16 protein-coding genes are annotated in these 19,723 nt (G+C 63.9%); 14 read left to right on the top strand and 2 right to left on the bottom strand.

Annotated features, from left to right (window positions below):
* Positions 1-4: 4 nt before the first annotated feature.
* From MPN20_RS08920 to MPN20_RS08905, 4 genes are read left to right on the top strand one after another with little or no spacing between them, the layout of a single operon-like run.
* Entirely contained in the window at positions 5-646 is a 642-nt protein-coding gene (locus MPN20_RS08920) for a thymidine kinase (RefSeq protein WP_242781296.1), read from the top strand.
* A gap of 32 nt (positions 647-678) precedes the next feature.
* On the top strand, positions 679-1,452 hold the full coding sequence (locus tag MPN20_RS08915) for an alpha/beta fold hydrolase (RefSeq protein WP_242781294.1): 774 nt from the start codon (positions 679-681) through the stop codon (positions 1,450-1,452).
* Positions 1,449-2,519 (top strand): NADH:flavin oxidoreductase/NADH oxidase, encoded by a 1,071-nt coding sequence (locus MPN20_RS08910; protein WP_242781292.1) that lies wholly within the window; start codon positions 1,449-1,451, stop codon positions 2,517-2,519. Before MPN20_RS08915 ends, MPN20_RS08910 begins: the two co-directional genes overlap by 4 nt.
* Positions 2,513-3,169 (top strand): MBL fold metallo-hydrolase, encoded by a 657-nt coding sequence (locus MPN20_RS08905; protein WP_242781290.1) that lies wholly within the window; start codon positions 2,513-2,515, stop codon positions 3,167-3,169. The genes MPN20_RS08910 and MPN20_RS08905 overlap by 7 nt, the downstream gene beginning before the upstream one ends.
* Before the next feature lie 2 nt (positions 3,170-3,171).
* Here the strand turns inward: MPN20_RS08905 and MPN20_RS08900 are convergent, their stop codons facing one another.
* Positions 3,172-3,762 (bottom strand): hypothetical protein, encoded by a 591-nt coding sequence (locus MPN20_RS08900; protein WP_242781288.1) that lies wholly within the window; start codon positions 3,760-3,762, stop codon positions 3,172-3,174.
* Between the two features lie 250 nt (positions 3,763-4,012).
* Here MPN20_RS08900 and MPN20_RS08895 point away from each other — a divergent pair, with 250 nt between their 5' ends.
* The 7 genes from MPN20_RS08895 (at position 4,013) to MPN20_RS08865 (ending at position 15,496) form a co-directional block, all read left to right on the top strand.
* Complete coding sequence (locus tag MPN20_RS08895) at positions 4,013-5,818, top strand: ABC transporter family substrate-binding protein (protein WP_242781286.1); 1,806 nt, start codon at positions 4,013-4,015, stop codon at positions 5,816-5,818.
* A gap of 101 nt (positions 5,819-5,919) precedes the next feature.
* Entirely contained in the window at positions 5,920-7,464 is a 1,545-nt protein-coding gene (locus tag MPN20_RS08890; RefSeq protein ID WP_242781284.1) for an ABC transporter permease, read from the top strand.
* Entirely contained in the window at positions 7,461-8,492 is a 1,032-nt protein-coding gene (locus MPN20_RS08885) for an ABC transporter permease (protein ID WP_242781282.1), read from the top strand. Before MPN20_RS08890 ends, MPN20_RS08885 begins: the two co-directional genes overlap by 4 nt.
* Positions 8,492-10,348: an ABC transporter ATP-binding protein gene (locus tag MPN20_RS08880; protein ID WP_242781280.1), complete on the top strand. Its 1,857-nt coding sequence runs from the start codon at positions 8,492-8,494 to the stop codon at positions 10,346-10,348. The genes MPN20_RS08885 and MPN20_RS08880 overlap by 1 nt, the downstream gene beginning before the upstream one ends.
* A 104-nt stretch (positions 10,349-10,452) precedes the next feature.
* Positions 10,453-12,363: a translational GTPase TypA gene (typA, locus tag MPN20_RS08875; RefSeq protein ID WP_242781278.1), complete on the top strand. Its 1,911-nt coding sequence runs from the start codon at positions 10,453-10,455 to the stop codon at positions 12,361-12,363.
* 16 nt (positions 12,364-12,379) lie between these two features.
* Positions 12,380-13,732, top strand: coding sequence for a PIG-L family deacetylase (locus tag MPN20_RS08870; protein WP_242781276.1), 1,353 nt, complete (start codon positions 12,380-12,382; stop codon positions 13,730-13,732).
* 42 nt (positions 13,733-13,774) lie between these two features.
* A complete protein-coding gene (locus MPN20_RS08865; protein WP_242781274.1) occupies positions 13,775-15,496 on the top strand; it encodes a VanW family protein in 1,722 nt (573 codons plus the stop codon).
* A 1-nt stretch (position 15,497) separates the two neighbouring features.
* Here MPN20_RS08865 and MPN20_RS08860 read toward each other — a convergent pair whose 3' ends face one another.
* On the bottom strand, positions 15,498-16,571 hold the full coding sequence (locus MPN20_RS08860) for a GNAT family N-acetyltransferase (protein WP_242781272.1): 1,074 nt from the start codon (positions 16,569-16,571) through the stop codon (positions 15,498-15,500).
* 183 nt (positions 16,572-16,754) lie between these two features.
* Between MPN20_RS08860 and fdxA the strand changes: the two genes are divergently transcribed.
* The 3 genes from fdxA (at position 16,755) to MPN20_RS08845 (ending at position 19,670) form a co-directional block, all read left to right on the top strand.
* The gene (gene fdxA, locus MPN20_RS08855; protein ID WP_242781270.1) at positions 16,755-17,078 is read left to right on the top strand and encodes a ferredoxin; all 324 of its coding nucleotides are present in this window, start codon (positions 16,755-16,757) and stop codon (positions 17,076-17,078) included.
* A 3-nt stretch (positions 17,079-17,081) separates the two neighbouring features.
* Entirely contained in the window at positions 17,082-18,203 is a 1,122-nt protein-coding gene (dapC, locus tag MPN20_RS08850; protein ID WP_242781268.1) for a succinyldiaminopimelate transaminase, read from the top strand.
* A gap of 183 nt (positions 18,204-18,386) precedes the next feature.
* On the top strand, positions 18,387-19,670 hold the full coding sequence (locus MPN20_RS08845; protein ID WP_242781266.1) for a citrate synthase: 1,284 nt from the start codon (positions 18,387-18,389) through the stop codon (positions 19,668-19,670).
* Positions 19,671-19,723 lie beyond the last annotated feature (53 nt).

Below are 19,723 nucleotides of genomic sequence, written 5' to 3'. Positions count from 1 at the left end.
GCAGGTGGCCAAGCTCTACTTCCGCTACGGAGCGATGAATTCCGGAAAGTCGACGGCCCTCCTGCAGGCCGCGTTCAACTATGAGGAGCGCGGACAGCGTGTGCTCCTGGCCAAACCGGACACCGATACGAAGGGCGCGAGCGAGATCGTCTCACGCCTCGGTGTGACGAGGGAGGTCGACTTCCTCATTCCCGCAGGCAGCGACGTCGAGACGGTCTACGCCGAGCACGCCGACTACGTCGACCACGATGCCCTGCTCGAATCCATCGACACCCCGAAGGCACCCGTGGCCTGCCTGCTCATCGACGAGGCGCAGTTCCTCGAGCCGACCCAGGTCGATTCGCTCATGCGCATCGCCACCGCTACCTCGGTGCCGGTGATGTGCTACGGCATCCGCACGGACTTCCGGACGAAGGCATTCCCCGGTTCTGCGCGTCTGCTTGAGATCGCTCACACCCTCGAGGAGCTCAAGACAATCTGCCGGTGCGGCCGGAAGGCGATGTTCAACGGCCGACTCGTCGACGCAGAGTTCATCTTCGACGGCGACCAGGTCGCGATCGACGGCAATGCGGTCACCTACGAGTCCCTGTGCCCGCGCTGTTATCTCGAGTTCTCCGGCGGTAGGCTGGGCGTGGTTGACTCCTGACCGTCCCACCACGTCTTCTGCTAGGAGCTCTCATGTGCATCCGCATCCAACCTCTCAATGACAATCCCGGCTCACCGGTCATCGTCTTCGGCAACGCCCTCGGAACCAGGATGTCCCTGTGGTCGGCCGTGGCCGGACGCCTGGCCGACGACTATCAGATCTACCTCTCAGACCTGCCCGGGCACACGCTCCCGGCAGCCGATGACAGCGGCGCGAACGACTTCACGGTCTCCGATCTCGCCTCCGGCCTCGTCGCATCCCTGGCCGACATCGGGGTCGAGAAGTTCACCTACGCCGGTGTCTCGATCTCCGGTGCGATCGGCCTGACCCTGGCCCTCGAGCATCCCGAGGCTCTGACCGGCCTCGTGGCCTGTGCGACCTCGGCGAAGTTCGGCACTGCCGAGTCCTGGGCCGAGCGCATCAAGGACGTCGAGGAGGACGGCACCCGCGGACTGCTCGACGACACGGCTGACCGCTGGTTCGCGGCCGGATTCCTCACCGAGGACATCGCCGCCGGGCACCTGATCCTCACCGATCTCGCCCTCGTCGACGACGCCGCGTACATCGCCTGCGCCCGCGCCCTGACCAGCTACGACCTCAGCGAGGGACTGCAGGCTATCTCGACGCCGACTCTGTTCCTCGCAGGCGCCCAGGATCCGGGCTGCACGCCCGAGGCCATGGCCGAACTCGCCGACCAGGTGCACGAATCGCGGCTCGCCGTCGTCCCTGACGCCGCCCATCTGCCCATGGCCGAACACCCCGAGATCGTCTTCGATCACATCCACGACTTCCTGGGAGCACTATGACCCGCCTCTTCACCCCGCTGACCCTGCGCGGCACCGAGATCCCTAACCGCATCTGGCTCGCCCCGATGTGCCAGTATTCCTGCGATGCCGAGGACGGCATGCCCGGCACCTGGCATCTCGTCCATCTCGGTGCCCGCGCCCAGGGCGGATTCGGGCTCATCCTCACCGAAGCCTCGGCGGTTGTGCCCGAAGGTCGGATCTCCCCGCAGGACGCGGGCATCTGGAACGACGATCAGGCCGAGTCGTGGTCCGCGGTCACCGAATTCGTCCACTCGCAGGGGTCTAAGATCGGCATGCAGCTGGCCCACGCGGGTCGCAAGGCGAGCACCTATAGTCCCTTCGAGGGAAACCCCCGCGGCAGTGTTCCCGAGTCCGAAGGCGGTTGGCCGACGCTGGGCGCCAGTGCCATCGCCTACCCCGGCTACGCGGAGCCTGCGGAGATGACGAAGGACGATATCGCCGAGGTTGTCGAGGCCTTCGCAGCTGCCGCGAAGAGGGCCATCGGGGCTGGGTTCGATGTCGTCGAACTCCACGCCGCCCACGGCTACCTCCTCCATTCCTTCCTCTCGCCGCTGTCGAACCAGCGCTCCGACGAATACGGCGGTGACCTTGCCGGACGTTCACGCATGCTGGTTGAGACCTACCAGGCCGTGCGCGAGGCCGTGGGGGAGCAGGTGCCCGTCTTCGTCCGGCTCTCGGCCAGCGAATGGCTTGACGGCGGCTTCGACATCGCCGAGGCGGTCGAGGTCTCCCGTGATCTCGACGCCCGTGGGGTCGACCTCATCGACGTGTCCTCGGGTGGAAACTTCCCTGTCAAGGTTCCCGTCGGCCCCGGCTACCAGGTGCCGCTGTCGGCTGCGATCCACGCCGAAGGTGTGAGCACCGGAACCGTCGGGCTCATCACAGACCCGGAACAGGCGGAGACGATCCTCGCTTCGGACCAGGCTGACGCGATCTTCCTCGCCAGAGTCGCTCTGCGCGAACCGTCCTGGCCGCAGCGCGCGGCCCACGATCTCGGCGTCGAGCCGGGACCGTACCCAGCTCAGTACACAAGGGGTGCATGGTGAACACCATCGAGACAGAGCATGTCGTCATCCGCAGCATCGCGGTCTCCGAGATGTCCAACAACGTCTACCTGATCACGGCCAAGGAAACCGGGGCCCAGGTCCTCATCGACGCGGCCGATGATATCGACGCGATCACAGGCCTCGTGTCAGCGGGAGCCGCGGACACCTCGGCCGAGCCCGTGCTCCACGCGATCATCACGACTCACCGCCATTGGGATCATATTCGGGCACTGCCGGGTGCCTCGGCGGCATTTCCCGATGCGATGACCATCGCCGGGGTCGACGACGCCGCAGCGATCACCGAAGCCGAAGGCGTGGAGATCGCGCGTACGGTCGACCACCTCGACGTCGGTGACTTCGGCGGATTCGCGCTGCAGGCGATCAGCCTGCGAGGGCACACTCCGGGATCGGTCGCGCTGCTCCTGCGTGACGGGGGAGGAACGATCCTGTTCTCAGGGGACTCGCTGTTCCCAGGCGGACCCGGCAAGACCGCGAACAGTGCGGACTTCACATCGCTGATGGACGATCTCGAAGAGCGCGTCTTCGGCGAACTGCCCGACGAGACCCAGGTGCTGCCCGGACATGGCGATGGCACAACGCTGGGTGCCGAGCGCCCGAAGCTGGCCGAATGGCGCGAACGCGGCTGGTGACCTCAGCTGGGCACGGCAGCGAAGCCGATGATCGCCCAGATGATCGCCACCACAAGCGCCGTGATGACGCCGACGTTCCAGTTGGCGACGATTGCGCGCTCACCGCGCGGATTGGACAGCTCGGCGTCGCTCAGTGACGCATAGCGGTCGAGGACGCTGTCCACAGCAGGATTCGGATTGTCCATGAGCCTGCGGACGCCGTCCTCGCCCTTCTCCATCTTCTTTCCCCGACTGGCCAGCGGCCACGAGGAATAGGTCTTCTCAAGCGTGCGCACACCCAGGCCGAAATGCGTGTCGAACCCGTCCACGAGGTTCCACGGGATGTGCACCGACTGCAGCGGGTTGATGAGCGCGAGCTCCCCGGCATGGAGCTCGACACGCGGAAACCGGTAGAGCACATAGACGGCAGTGAGGATCGCGAACGGGATGCCCGCCACGGCAAGGCCCCGGAGCGTGAAGTCCCCGACAAGGATCGAACCCAAGCCCAGGACGCAGATCGCCGCGATGACGATGAAGAGCACAGTCGAGCCCGTCGACCGCACGATCGTCGGCTGGGAACTGACTGAATTGGGATCCATCTCACTGTTAGCCACCTGAGTATCCTATCCACTGAGACTGGAGGTTTCGTGCATGTTTCCTTGGTCTCGAAACGGTAACGATTGTGAATAATGCTCAGTATGTGGACTCCGTCACACTCGGGAGTGGATTAACTTTGAGGAATTCCATGTGAAGAACATGAACGCGGTCACACTCTCGATCCGGGAGTGCTCGAGCGCAGCGCGCCACCGAAACGGGGGCGTGTTTGACGGGGCGATACAGCCCTCAGAACAACAAGGAGAGAACGTGAATAAGCGCTTCCTCGCAGCCGGAGCCTCAGTAGCCGCAGCAGCAATGGTACTCACTGCCTGCACACCTCCCGGCGGCGGTGACGATGAAAAGAAGGCCAAGGACACGGCCATCAATATCGGTTGGAACGAATCCTTCCGCTCGATGAACACTTTGACGGCCAATGGCAATGCCACGTCGAACTCCATCATGACCTACATGATGAACGACAACTTCGGCTACTACGACGACAAGCTCGAAGTCCAGGAAGGCGCGCTCGGCAAGGTCGAACAGGTCTCCGAGGATCCGCTCAAGGTCAAGTACACGTTCAACGACGACGCCAAGTGGTCCGACGGTACGCCCGTCGACGCAGCAGACCTGGCACTGACCTGGGCCGGCACCTCGGCCAACTTCAACACGGTCGAGTCGAACAACAACGATGACGGCTCCGTCAAGGAGAACGACGCGAAGACCGTCTACTTCGACTCCTCGACTGCCGGCTCCGCTTTGGTCAAGGACTTCCCGGAGATCTCCGAGGACGGCGAGGAGATCACCCTCTCCTACTCGAAGCCCTACGCTGACTGGCAGACCGAGTTCGGCACCGGTGCCGACGGCGTCGGACTGCCCGCCCACATCGTGGCTAAGAAGGCACTCGGCATCGATGACGCGAAAGAGGGCAAGAAAGCCATCCTCGACGCGATCAAGAACAAGGACGAGAAGAAGCTGTCGAAGATCTCGAACACCTGGAACACCGGGTTCGACTTCACCTCGATGCCCGACGATCCGGATCTGCTCGTCCACAACGGCCCGTACAAGATCACGAAGTTCGAAGAAGGCCAGTACCTGACCCTCGAGCTCGACGATAAGTACACCGGACCGGTCAAGCCCAAGGTCAAGACCGTCACGGTCCGCTACAACGGCGACCCGATGGCCATGGTGCAGGCGATCGAGAACGGCGAAGTCGACATCACCCAGCCGCAGGCTACGGCCGACGTCCTCGAAGCAGCCAAGGGCATCGACGGAGTCAACGTCGACGCGGCCGACGGTGCCACCTACGAGCACGTCGACTTCACCTTCGACAACAAGGGTCCCTTTGATCCGGCTGCCAACGGCGGCGACGACGAGAAGGCCAAGAAGGTCCGTCAGGCGTTCCTCAAGACGCTTCCGCGCGAGGACATCGTCGACAAGATCATCAAACCGCTCAACGACAAAGCCGTCACCCGCGATTCCTACTCGCAGGTCCCCGGCTCGCCGATGTACGACGCGATCACCAAGGAGAACGGTGTCGCGGACGCCACGGACAACGACGTCGAGGCAGCGAAGAAACTCCTCAAGGACGCCGGTGTCGATGCGCCCAAGGTCCGCGTGATGTACGACAACACGAACTCCCGCCGTCAGCAGGAGTTCCAGCTGATCAAGGAATCGGCTGAGAAGGCCGGCTTCAAGATCGAAGACGTCGGCGACGTCAACTGGGGCACCCGCCTCGGCGACGGCACCTACGATGTCTCGCTCTTCGGCTGGCAGTCAGAGGGCACCGGCGTGACTGAGAACGATGCGAACTTCCGCACCGGCGCTCAGAACAACTACGGCGGCTACTCGAACGAGAAGATGAATAAGATCCTCGACAAACTGCTCGTCTCCAAGGAAGACGAGCAGCAGGATCTGCTCATCGACATGGAGAAGCAGCTGAGCGAAGATGCCTTCGGTGCACCGATCTTCCAGTTCCCCGAGCTGACGATCTACCGTGACAAGGTCAAGAACGTCAAGTCGACCGCTGTGTCGCCGACCATGTTCTGGAACTACTGGGAGTGGGAGACCAACTGATCCGCGACTGACGCGGTCGGTTCTCCTCCACCCCCATCTGCTGTGGGGATCACTGTGTGGTCCCCACAGCGGCGTTTTCGGAAGTTTGAAACGGACACACTATGACACGATTCATCCTCAGGCGACTCCTCTCGACAGCACTCGTGCTCCTCGTCGTGACCTTCGTCCTCTACATGCTGCTCAACGTCGCCCTCGACTTCTTCTGGGACCTGCGTTCGAGCACCTCACCGAACATCGCGGCGCTCTACGAATCCCGCCGCAGACTCCTCGACCTCGACACCCCTGCGATCGTGCGCTACTTCAAGTGGCTCGCCGGCGTCGGCGGCTGTGTCGTCGGCCAATGCGACTTCGGCATCGCCTGGAAGTCAGGCCAAGAGGTCACCTCGCAGCTCCAGGGAGCCATTGCCAATACGGTCAAGCTCATCACGGCGTCGACACTCGTCGCCATCGTCCTCGGCATCGCCGTCGGCATGGTCTCGGCGATCCGCCAGTACTCGGGCTTCGACTACTTCATCACCTTCGTCTCGTTCCTGCTGTACTCGCTGCCCGTGTTCTGGGTGGCAGTCCTGCTCAAGCAGTACGGCGCGATCGACATCAACAACTTCATCAATGATCCGACCGTCACCAGCTGGGTGCCGATCATCATCGTCTGCCTGGCGATGGGCCTGTTCTGGATGGGCGCTCTGGGCGGCGGCGGAAAACGCCGGCTCATCACCTTCGTCGCAGCCAGCGTCATCACCTTCGCGACGATCTACTACATCCTCGCGAGCGGTTGGATGCAGCAGCCGAGCATCGGCATCATCGGCGTCATCGTCATCGGTGCAGGCGCCGCCGTCGTCATGACCTTCCTGTCGACCGGGCTGAAGAACAAACGCGTCCTCTACGCCACACTCACGATGGCTGTCATCGGCGCGCTGCTCTACATGCCGCTGCAGTACCTCTTCTACTACCAGGACATGAGCTGGCTGTGGATGCTCGGACTCCTCATCGTCACGGTCCTCGTGGCGATCGGGGTCGGATTCGCATTCCGCGGCCCCGATCCGTGGGACACCGTGCGCACGACGTTCTTCACCGGGCTGATCATCGCCGTCCTCATCTTCGCGGACAGGGTGCTGCAGGGGTGGACCGAGTACTCCGAAGATCCTGCGATCAACAACCGTCCGATCGCGACGATCGGCGCCTCGGCTCCGAACATCGACGGTGACTTCTGGATCACGAACCTCGACACGTTCACCCACCTCCTGCTGCCGTCGATCGCCCTGATCCTCATCTCCTTCGCCTCGTACACCCGCTACACGCGCGGTTCGATGCTCGAGGTCATGGGCCAGGACTACATCCGGACGGCCCGGGCCAAGGGACTCAACGAGCGGACGGTCGTCATGCGCCACGCACTGCGCAATGCGCTGCTGCCTCTGGCCTCGATCATCCCGGTCGACATCATCACGATGATCGGCGGTGCCGTGATCACGGAGACGATCTTCGGCTGGAACGGAATGGGCAAGCTCTTCATCGATTCGATGCGCCAGTCCGAGCTCGATCCGATCATGGCCTACATCCTCATCACAGGACTGCTCGCCATCATCGCCAACCTCGTCGCGGACTTCCTCTACGCAGTCCTCGACCCCAGAATCCGAGTGAACGCATGAGTACCAACAACGACAATCAGAAGCTTCTCGCCCTCGATGAGACCGGGGACAATGCGATCGAAGCCAAAGAGACCGAAGGCCTGTCACAGGGGCGCATCGTCTTCCGCAAATTCCTGCGGCACAAGGGCGCGATGATCTCGATCGTCGTCTTCGCCCTTGTGGCGATCTTCGCCTTCTCAGCGCAGGGAGTCGGACCGATTCCCGGATGGTGGATCTACAGCCATACGGCTTCTGGGCCGGTGACCAACCCCGGGGGCTCCCCGACGTGGTCATTCTCGAACTTCTTCTCGCTGGGGGAGCACCCCTTCGGGCAGGACGAGATCGGCCGCGACAACTTCGCCCGAGTGATGAAGGGCACGCAGATCTCGATCATCGTCATGCTCATCATCGGCGGCGTCTCACTCGTCATCGGCACACTCGTCGGTGCTCTGGCCGGCTACTACCGCGGCTGGTTGGACTCGGCTCTGATGCGCGTGACCGACGGATTCATCATCCTGCCTGTCATCGTCGTCGGTTCGATCCTCGGCAAGCTCGTCGGCGGAAGCAACGGGCCGATGCTCGGCCTTGTCCTCGGCGGCATCCTCTGGACCGGACTCGCCCGTCTGGTCCGCGGTGACTTCATGTCGCTGCGCGAACGCGAATTCGTCGACTCGGCACGTGTGGCCGGTGCCGGTGACTTCCGCATCATGTTCAAACACATGCTGCCCAACGCCATGGGCGTCATCATCGTCAACACGACGCTGCTGATGAGCCAGGCGATCGTGCTCGAGGCCTCACTGAGCTACCTCGGGTTCGGCATCCAGGCCCCGGGAATCTCCCTGGGCCAGCTCATCAGCGAGTACCAGACCTCCTTCGCCACGCGTCCGTGGCTGTTCTGGTGGCCCGGTCTGTTCATCATCATCATCGCTCTGTGCGTGAACTTCATCGGCGACGGTCTGCGCGACGCGTTCGACCCGCGGATGAAGACCATCCCGAGCTGGAGGAAGATGAAGAAGGCCGAGCGTATGACGCAGAAAGAGGCGAAGTGATGACTGATACGACGACCACAGCCAAATCACCGATCCTCGAGGTCACCGACCTGGGCGTGAAGTTCTGGGTCAACGACGAGTGGTGGATGGCCGCCGAAGACCTCAATTACACGGTCAACGCGGGCGAAGTGCTCGCGATCGTCGGCGAGTCCGGTTCGGGCAAATCCCAGTCGAGTATGTCTCTGCTCGGTCTGCTGCCCAGCAACGGCCGTGCCACCGGTTCGGCCAAGATGGCGGGCACCGAGCTCATCGGGATGGCGTCGGAGCGGATGCAGCGCATCCGCGGCAACGAGATCTCCGTGATCTTCCAGGAGCCGATGACCGCCCTGAACCCGGTCTACACCGCGGGATTCCAGATCGTGGAGACGCTGCGCGTCCACCTCGACATCGGTCCGACCGAAGCCAAGGAACGCGCACTCGAGCTCATGCGCCTCGTGGAGATCCCGGATCCGGAGGAGCGCTTCCACTCGTTCCCGCACCAGCTCTCGGGCGGGCAGCGCCAGCGCATCATGATCGCTCAGGCTCTGGCCTGCCAGCCCAAACTGCTCATCGCCGATGAGCCGACCACGGCGCTTGACGTCACCGTCCAGGCTGAGATCCTCAAGCTCATGCGCGAACTCAAGCACAAACTCGATGCGGGCATCATCCTCATCACCCACGACATGGGTGTGGTCGCCGATATGGCGGATCGGATGATTGTGATGAAGGCCGGTCGCGTCGTCGAAGCGGGCACCGCGGACGAGATCTTCTACAACCCACAGCATCCCTACACTAGGCAGCTGCTCGAGGCTGTGCCGCACCTGGGCACAGCGATCGAGGGGGAGGCCTTCGGCGCCGATGTCGCGGACATCGCTGACTCAGCGGCCGTTCACGAAGCGCATGAGGGCGACGCAGCCGCGGACTCGCGAGCACGGGAGGCTGTCGAAGCCGCACAGCCAGCCAGCCTGCCGCAGGCTCCGGGCATCACCATGGATTCGACCGAGACCTACTACCACCCAGGATCTCAGGCCGATTTCTCGCAGCCCGCTGCACTGCAGCTCAGGGACGCGGCGATCGAGTACCCCTCGATCGGTCGGAAGAAGGCCTTCCGGGCGGCCCACCACATCAACCTCATGGTGGCTCCCGGAGAGGTCGTGGGGCTGGTCGGCGAGTCCGGCTCGGGTAAGACGACGATCGGTCGTGCCGCGCTCGGGCTGCTGCCCACTGTCGAAGGCGACATGGTCGTCAACGGCAAGAGCATCAAGGGCCTGAGCAATAAGCAAATGAGGCCGCTGCGCAAGGAGGTCGGGATCGTGTTCCAGGACCCCGGCTCCTCGCTCAATCCGCGTCTGCCCGTCGGTGAGTCCATCGGCGAGCCCCTCTACCTGCACGAGAAGATGAAGGGGCCGGAGCTGAGCAAACGGGTCGAAGACCTGCTCACCGCGGTCGAACTTCCGACCTCGATGCGCAACCGATACCCGCACGAGCTCTCGGGCGGACAGCGGCAGAGGATCGGCATCGCCCGAGCCCTGACGCTGCGGCCTAAGCTGCTCATCGCCGACGAGCCGACATCGGCACTCGACGTGTCGGTCCAGGCGAAGGTCCTCGACCTGTTCGAGGGCCTGCAGCACGAGTACGGTTTCGCGTGCCTGTTCATCAGCCACGACCTCGCGGTCATCGAACGGATCGCCTCCAGGATCGCCGTGATGCGTCATGGCTACCTGGTCGAGATCGGCAAGAGCTCGCAGGTTGTGTCGAACCCTGTCCACCCGTATACGAAGCGTCTGCTCTCAGCAGTTCCGGTCCCGGATCCGCGTGAGCAGCGCAAGCGCCGCGAGGCCAGGGACGCGGTCCTGGAGGCCACGGCCAACGCCTGAGACACCCTGATGCGCACCGCCTGTACACGAACGTGTGCGGGCGGTGCGTATAATGGTCTGTTGGGTCCGCACCGGACCAATCTCTCTATCTCATAAGGTTTTTGATGACTGAAGCCATCACGCGTCGGGAAAACCGCCGCAACGTAGCAATCGTCGCCCACGTCGACCATGGCAAGACCACTCTGGTCGACGCCATGCTCCGGCAGACCGGTGTGTTCAGCGAACACGGTGATTTTGCTGAACGCGTCATGGACTCCGGAGACCTCGAACGCGAGAAGGGCATCACCATTCTCGCGAAGAACACCTCGGTCCTCTACAACGGACCGTCGTCCAATGGCGAACCCATCGTCATCAACGTCATCGACACCCCGGGACACGCTGACTTCGGCGGAGAGGTCGAACGCGGCCTGTCCATGGTCGACGGCGTCGTTCTCCTCGTCGACGCGTCGGAAGGCCCTCTGCCTCAGACCCGCTTCGTGCTGCGCAAGGCGCTGGCTGCGAAGCTGCCGGTCATCCTGCTCATCAACAAGACCGACCGCGCCGATGCCCGCATCGACGGGGTCGTCGAAGAGTCCCAGGACCTGCTCCTGGGGCTGGCCTCCGACCTCGCGGACGAAGTGCCTGACCTCGATGTCGACTCCGTGCTCGACGTGCCGACGGTCTTCGCCGCGGCAAAGGTCGGAGCCGCATCGCTCGAGCAGCCCGCCGACGGTGAAGCACCGTCGAACCCGGACCTCGAGCCGCTGTTCAAGACGATCCTCGAGACCATTCCGGCTCCTGAGATCAACGATGACGACATCCTCCAGGCTCACGTCACGAACCTCGACGCTTCGCCGTTCCTCGGCCGTCTGGCACTGCTGCGCATCTTCGGCGGCACCCTGCGCAAGGGCCAGCAGGTCGCATGGGCCCGCGGTGACGACATCAGCTCGGTCAAGATCACCGAGCTCCTCGAGACGCAGGGCCTCGACCGGGTTCCTGCCACCGAGGCCTCAGCCGGTGACATCGTCGCCGTCGCCGGTATCCCCGACATCATGATCGGTGACACGCTCACCGACTTGAACAACCCGAAGCCGATGCCTGCGATCGTCATCGACGATCCTGCGATCTCGATGACCATCGGCATCAACACCTCGCCGCTGGCAGGTCGCGAAAAGGGCACGAAGGTGACCGCTCGCATGGTCAAGGACCGTCTCGATGCGGAACTCGTCGGCAACGTCTCGCTCAAGGTTCTTCCCACCGAGCGCCCCGACGCTTGGGAAGTTCAGGGACGCGGCGAGCTCGCGCTGGCCATCCTCGTCGAGCAGATGCGTCGTGAGGGCTTCGAGCTCACCGTCGGCAAGCCGCAGGTTGTGACCAAGAAGGTCGACGGCAAGGTCCAGGAGCCCTTCGAAGAGCTCACGATCGACGTCCCGGAGGACTACCTCGGCGCCGTCACGCAGCTCATGGCCGCCCGCAAGGGCGTCATGTCGACCATGACGAACCACGGCACCGGTTGGGTCCGGATGGAGTTCACCGTCCCCGCACGTGGTCTCATCGGCTTCCGCACCCGCTTCCTGACCGAGACCCGCGGCACCGGCATCGCGAACTCGTTCTCTGCCGGATACGGTCCTTGGGCCGGCAACATCGAGTTCCGCGTCAACGGATCGCTCGTGGCCGACCGTCCCGGTGCTGTGACTCCATTCGCGATGATCAACCTGCAGGAACGCGGCACCTTCTTCGTGCAGCCGACCTCGGAGGTCTACACGGGCCAGATCGTCGGCGAGAACTCTCGCGCCGATGACATGGACGTCAACATCACGAAGGAGAAGAAGCTGACGAACATGCGTTCGGCAGCAGCCGACACCTTCGAGCACCTGACGCCGCCACGCAAGCTGACACTCGAGGAAAGCCTCGAATTCGCCCGCGAGGACGAATGCGTCGAGGTCACCCCGGGTGCAGTACGCATCCGCAAGCTCGAACTCGACCCGAAGGAACGCGCGAAGACCTACGCCAAGCTGCGTAAGCAGAACGCGTGATTCTGACCGTCAACGCATGACCTCGAGCACTCAGGACTCCATGACCGTGACTCCCCGCGTCCTCTTCGTGCACGCTCATCCCGACGATGAGACGATCACGACAGGCGGCACCATCGCCGCTCTGGCCGCGGAGGGTGCACAGGTCACGGTCCTGAGTGCGACGAGGGGCGAAGGCGGCGAGGTCATCCCCACCGACCTCAAAGACCTCGAGGGCAACCGCACCGGGCTCGCCCGGGTGCGGGAATCCGAGATCGCCGAGGCGATGGCCGCCCTGGGCGTGCGCGAGCACCTGTTCCTGGGCGGAACGACCCGAACCTTCGAGGATTCGGGGATGGAATGGGGCCCCGACGGCCATGCCGTCGCAGCCTCGACCATGCCGGACAACGCCCTGTGCGCAGCCGAGCTGTCCACGGTGGCCGACCACATCGCCGCTGTCATCGACGCTGTGCGCCCGCACGCGGTGATCACCTATGCCGCGAACGGCGGATACGGCCACCCGGATCATGTCCGCGTCCACGAGGCCACCGTCGCTGCGCTCGATCGGGCCACGTGGCGGACCGGTCGGCTGCTCTTCGTCGACGTCCCCGCCGAGGTGGCGCGCGAGACCTTCGACCCCAACCAGCCGGGATTCGCCGAGACCGGATTCGCCCCGGCCCAGTCGATCCCCACGAAACCCCCTGTCGGCGAGATCGTGGTCGCGCAGGACATCACGTCCGTGCTCAGCGCGAAGCGGGCAGCACTCGCGGCCCATCGGACCCAGGTGGCAGTCTCCGGTGGTTTCTTCGCCCTGTCCAACGGCATCGGCATGAAGATCGTCGACCATGAATTCTTCTCCATCGGCGCCGGTGCGCCCCTTGCAGCTGAGACCCTGCGATCAGGTCTGGCCCCGCACGTGCTCACCGACCTCGACCTATCAGAGTGCGAATCTCAGAACTCCGCTGGTGCTATCTTGGGATCCACCCGGCGCAGCAGACGGCAGCCGAAGAAGCCCGGCGCCCTGGCCTACGCACACGCAGTCCTGCTCGGCCTCCTGATCGGTTTCCTCGGAGGGATGCAGCACCTCAACGCGGCAGTCGTCCACCTCGGGGCCACACCGGTCATCATTCCCTGGGGATTGGCTCTCGCCCTGCTCCTGGCAGCCTGCGGCCTGTGGCACCTCAAGACGATGTACCGCAGTTCCTCGCCGATGCTCGTCGCCGCATTCACCATCGCCATCCTGTCCTACATCCTCGGCCAACCGCAGTGGCTGCCCGGCGCGGACATCATCGTCACCGGCACTCTGCGGTCCGTGGCCTGGCTGATCGGACCGATGCTCATCGCCGCGATCTTCGCCTTCATCAGAGTCCAGCGCCCCGAGCCCACTCGATAGGCCCACTCGATAGGCCAGCGTCGACTCGTTAGAATTGGGCGAATGATGTCCACTCCCACTGACTCAGATCGGCCCGCCACGCGCAGGCCGTGGCTGATCGTCCTCCTCATCGTCCTGGCCCTGGCCGTCGTCTATCTGGTGATCGGCTTCCTCAGCGGACGCATCCTGACTCCCGGTACAACGGTCGCCGGCGTCGACATCGGCGGAAAATCCAGCACGGACGCCGAGGCGACGCTGCGGTCGGAATTGGAACCGAAGGCGAAGGACGACATCGAGCTCAAAGCCGGAGATCCGAGTGCGAAACTCAACCCCGAGTCGGCCGGAATCTCCTTCGACGCCTCCGAAACCGTCTCCCGGGCCACCGGCTTCACACTCAATCCGGTGACGATCTGGGATCGGCTTGTCGGCGATGACGAACTCGATCCGGTCATCACCGTCGATGAGAAGAAGTTCGACTCCGCCACCGCGAAGGTGACGAAGTCCCTCGAGGTCGAACCCGTCGATGCTGAACTCAGCTATGACAAGACCAAGCCCGCCGTCAAGGACGGCGTGACCGGGCAGACGGTCGCTGCGGAGCAGGTCCGCGAATCCATCGACCGCTCCTGGCTGCGGACCTCCGGTCCGCTGACTGTCAAGGCCACCGAGGCGGAGCCGGACATCACGACCGACGATGCGAAGAAGGTCGCCGACGGGTTCGCGAAAGACGCTGTGAGCAAGGACTTGACCATCCGCGCCGTGCCAGGCAAGGATGCGGATTCCGAGGTCAAAGGGGGAGATCTGACGATCAGCCCCGCCGTCATCGCGAAGACCCTGACGTTCGAGAAGAAGAATGCGAAGCTCGAACCCGTCTTCGATTCCGAGGAGCTGCAGAAGCGGACCCTCGACGCGAACAAGACGATCGGCCGTCCCGCGAAGGACGCGAGCTTCACCATTAAGGACGGGAAGCCGAGCGTCGTCGACGCGAAGTCGGGAATCGGCATCAAACAGAAGGAACTGACGAAGGCCGTCACCTCCGCCATCGAAGGCGGGGGAAAGACCCCAGAGGTCACACTGGCCTCGGTCAAGCCCGACTTCACGACGAAGGATGCGAAGAAGGCCGACGTCTCGGACGTCGTGTCCGAATTCTCCACCGGCTACCATTCCGAGCCGAACCGCGACACGAACCTCAAGGTCGCGACGAAGAAGGTCTCGGGCACCGTCGTCCAGCCCGGTGAGCAGTTCTCGCTCAACCAAGCACTGGGTCAGCGGACCGCAGCCAACGGGTACAAGAAGGCCGGGGTCATCTCCGAGGGCCAGATGTCGGAGGACTTCGGCGGGGGAGTCTCACAGGTCTCGACCACACTGTTCAACGCGGCCTTCTTCGCCGGCTTCGACCTCGACGAGCACCGCGCTCACTCACGGTACATCTCCCGCTACCCGGAGGGCCGCGAGTCCACTCTCGACTGGTCGTCGATCGACCTGAAGTTCACGAACAACTCGAAGACGCCTGTGGTCCTCGACATGTACCTCTCCGGCGGGAAGGTCCACGCGAAGATGTTCGGCGTCAAGACCCTCGACGTCGACTCCGATTCCTCTGACCGCTTCAACGTCAGCTCGCCGGGATCTGTCACCGAGTCCGGACCCAAGTGCACGCCTCAGTCCCCGAAGGAGGGCTGGTCCATCAAGATCTCGAGGACGATGAAGAACATCGAGTCGGGCGCGACGAAGAAGGACTCCTTCGTCACGGTCTACCGGCCGGTGAACAAGGTGGAGTGCAAGGACTGATTCAGCGCCGTGCCGCGTACCACGAGCGGTGACGGACCGCGGCACCCAACGAGGCGAAGAGGCCCAGCGAGGCTTCGTTGCTCGCTTCGACATCGACGAGGTAGGACCGGACGCCTCGCTGAGCCAGAAGGGCCGCCGCCGCTCGCACGACCGAACGTCCAGCACCGCGTCGGCGCAGGTCCGGACGGGTGATGAGATTGGTGATGACGCCCCACTTGTTGCGTTCGACGACTCGGACACCAGCGACCATCGACCGACTGCCGTCCGGGTGATCGGCATACGCGGTGACGAACTCGCACGGATCGGCGGCCTCGATGAGCTCGCGGAAGGCCTCGACGGAACCGGGTTCGCGCTGACTGGTCCACGCGCTGTAGTGCTCGGGCGTCGGCTCTTCGCTGACGTCGATTGAGAGCCCCGGGGCGGCTGCGTCACCGGGATGCGCGGCCCCGCCAGCCGCCTCGGCGGTCGAACCCGTGAGCAGGTAGACGGCTTCGGAGGGGGAATACCCTCGCGCCGAGAGCAGAGGCGCCAGGCCCGCGCATTCGGGAGCCAGAGTCGCTGAATCAGCGGCGGAGAAGATCTGAATCTGACTGGGCTCGGACCGGGCGTCGTACCAGGCCTCGACCGCGTCGAGGCTCTGCTCCCACCCCAATCCGGTGTCGGTCACCGGCAGGGCGCTGTTGGCGCGCCTGGTCACGGAGTCTGAGCTGCGCAGCAGCCAACCCTTCTGCAGGAGGTCGAGGTCCGCCTCGGTCTCGGCGCCTTCGTTGCGCAGATTCTCCACATGCAGCCAAGAGATGTCGTGCGGCAGCCACGCGGCCGCCGAGATCCGCCGCAGGTCGAGCGTCGAGACGATCTCGTGGGTGCGCCCGGACCTAGTCGGAGCCGGCGGCACCTCGTGGATGAGGAGGATCTGGTCGCGGCGAATGCCGATTGGTCCGCGTTTGGTCGAGATCTCGACCGACTCCGCATCGGCACCGCTGACGACGCCCAGGGCATCAGACGTGGAATGGGTGTCTCCTGGTTCCAGCGAATACCGCACGACGACTCGTTTGCCGGGCTGCAGATCGTCCACTTCTCGCCTTCCGCTCAATTGCTGTTCTCGCCCCACCTTAATCCAGGCGGTGCGATGGGCGGCGGAGGCGTGAGTGAGGACACAGTTGCGGACCTCGCCCTGGTGCTCCCCACGCAGGGGGCGAAGGCGTAGGCTTAAGGAACATACGTGCAAGCTCGTTGAGTCTTTATAGGAGTCATTACCGTGACGTACATCATTGCCCAGCCCTGTGTCGATCTGAAGGACAAGGCCTGCGTCGACGAATGTCCGGTCGACTGCATCTATGAGGGTGAGCGCAGCCTCTACATCCACCCCGACGAATGCGTCGATTGCGGTGCGTGCGAGCCGGTGTGCCCCGTCGAGGCGATCTTCTACGAGGACGACACTCCTGAGGAGTGGGAAGAGTACTACAAGGCCAACGTCGAGTTCTTCGACGACCTCGGCTCCCCGGGTGGTGCTGCGAAGCTCGGCAACACCGGCAAGGACCACCCCATCATCGCGGCCCTGCCCCTGCAGCAGCACGACTGACTCATGACTGAACGATTCGGCCTCAACCTGCCCGACTACCCCTGGGACCGGCTCACCGAGTACCGGAACCGCGCCGCTGCCCATCCCGACGGGGTCTGCGATCTCTCGATCGGCACGCCGGTCGATCCCACGCCGCCATTCATCCGCGAGGCCCTCGCCGCCGCCGGAGACGCCCACGGCTATCCGACGACGGCCGGCACCATCGAACTTCGCGAGTCCATCGCCTGGTGGTACGAGACCTGGCATTCTGTCACCCTGGACCCCGCCACCGAGGTTCTGCCGACGGTGGGTTCGAAGGAACTCGTTGCGTGGCTGCCCACCCTTCTGGGTCTGCGGGCGCTGGGCCTGGCCGTCGCCTGCCCCTCCGCCGCCTACCCGACCTATGAGATGGGTGCGACCATCGCCGGCGTCGCCTGTCGTCGCCTCGATGCGGCCGAGGTCGCTGCCGGGGCTTCGCTCGAAGGCATCGGTCTGCTGTGGATCAACACCCCTGGCAATCCCACGGGCGAAGTCCTCGACGCGGACACCCTCGGCGAGGTGGTCCGCCGTGCCCGCGCCGCCGGCGTCATCGTCGCCTCCGACGAATGCTACGGCCTGCTCAACTGGGAGTCCGATTCGCCCGCGCCAAGCGTGCTGAGCGCGGTCGGAACCGATCTCACAGGCGTGCTCAGCGTCTACTCGATGTCGAAGCAGTCGAACCTCGCAGGATACCGTGCGGCCTTCGTCGCCGGTGATGCCGATCTCATCGCCGACCTCACCCGCTCACGCAAACACGCGGGCATGATCGTGCCGTTCCCCATCCAGGCCGCGATGACCGCGGGGCTGCGGAACACCGAACATATCCTCGAGCAGAAGGAGCGGTACCGCAAGCGCCGCGAGCTGCTGCGGTCCGGTCTGACAAGCAACGGATTCCGCATCGACCACTCGAGTGCCGGCCTCTATCTGTGGGCCAGCGCAGGGGTCGACTGCTGGGAGTCACTGTCCGCTCTCGCCGATCTCGGCATCGTGGCCGGGCCTGGAGAATTCTACGGCGATGCGGCTGCGAATCACGTGCGTGTGGCGCTGACAGCCACGGACGAGCGCATCTCCGCAGCTGCCCGACGTCTTCAGGACGCCGCGGGCTGAAGGATTCGCACACTCTCTGCTCAGGGATCACAAAAGGCCAGTCTGCCCAGATCAGCATGGTTACCTGTGGGTACAAGGAGGAGAGAGTGATTTTCTGATTGCCGCAGTTGTCGGTAGTCTTTGATGGAACTGTGCAAGAGACCTCAGGAAGTGCTTGAGGTGGGTCGACGGTGAGGAGAACATATGCCAACGGATGCGAACCTGAGGATCGCGGACACGGAGCTGACGCTGCCCGAGGTGTCATCGTCGGCAGGCAACAACGGATATCGCATCGGTTCTCTGCTGAAGGAGACCGGGGCTGTCACGTATGACCCGGGCTTCGCCAACACCGCATCCACCTCGTCGTCCATCACCTACATCGACGGCGACGCCGGTGTGCTGCAGTACCGCGGTTACCCGATCGAGCAGCTGGCTGAGCACTCGAATTTCGTTGAGGTCTCCTACCTCCTCATCCACGGTGAGCTGCCGACGCAGGAACAGTACGACGCGTTCGACGCCCGTCTGCGCGGACACACCATCGTCCACGAGGACCTGCGCCGCTTCTTCCGTGCCTTCCCGTACGACGCCCACCCGATGCCTATGGTGGCAGCCGCTGTGGCCGCTTTGTCGACTTTCTACCAAGATGACCTCGATGTCTTTGACGAAGGCCAGGTCGATACCTCGACGTTCCGCCTGCTCGCGAAGATGCCGACGATCGCCGCTCTTGCGCATCGCAAGAATATGGGTCTGCCGGTCATCCACCCGGACAACTCCCTGAGCCTGGTAGAGAACTTCCTCCGCGTGAACTTCGGCGTTCCGGCCGAGGAGTACGAGCCGGACCCGCTGGCCGTCAAGGCCATGGACCAGCTCTTCATCCTCCACGCCGACCATGAGCAGAACTGCTCGACCTCGACGGTCCGCCTCGTCGGCTCCTCGCAGGCCAACCTGTTCCAGTCGATCTCCGCAGGCGTCAATGCGCTGGCCGGTCCGCTGCACGGCGGCGCGAACTCCGCAGTCCTGACGATGCTCGAGGAGATCTCGGCCTCGGACGACGGTCCTGAGAAGTTCATGGAGCGGGTGAAGAACAAGGAAGACGGCGTCCGCCTGATGGGCTTCGGCCACCGCGTGTACAAGAACTACGATCCGCGCGCGAAGATCATCAAGAAGACCGCCGACGAGGTTCTTGCACGCTCCGGCGGCGACCCGCTGCTCGAGGTCGCACAGAAGCTCGAAGAGATTGCGCTGGCCGACGACTACTTCGTCGAGCGCAAGCTGTACCCGAACGTCGACTTCTACACGGGCCTCATCTACAAGGCCCTCGGATTCCCGACGAACATGTTCACGGTCCTCTTCGCCGTCGGACGCCTGCCGGGCTGGATCGCCCAGTGGCGCGAGATGATCCAGGATCCCGAGACGAAGATCGGCCGCCCGCGCCAGATCTACACGGGTGCCTACTCACGTGACTACAAGGACATCGCAGGCCGCTGAGCGACTGAGGCGCTGTCCCTACGACTGAGGCGCCGGCAGTGCGTGGATCACCA

Origin of the sequence: Brevibacterium sp. ZH18 (assembly GCF_022748595.1) — a bacterium.
In the GTDB taxonomy this organism is placed as follows: domain Bacteria; phylum Actinomycetota; class Actinomycetes; order Actinomycetales; family Brevibacteriaceae; genus Brevibacterium.
The sequence above is the reverse complement of the archived record's forward strand: the minus strand, read 5'-3'. Positions and strand labels throughout refer to the sequence as shown.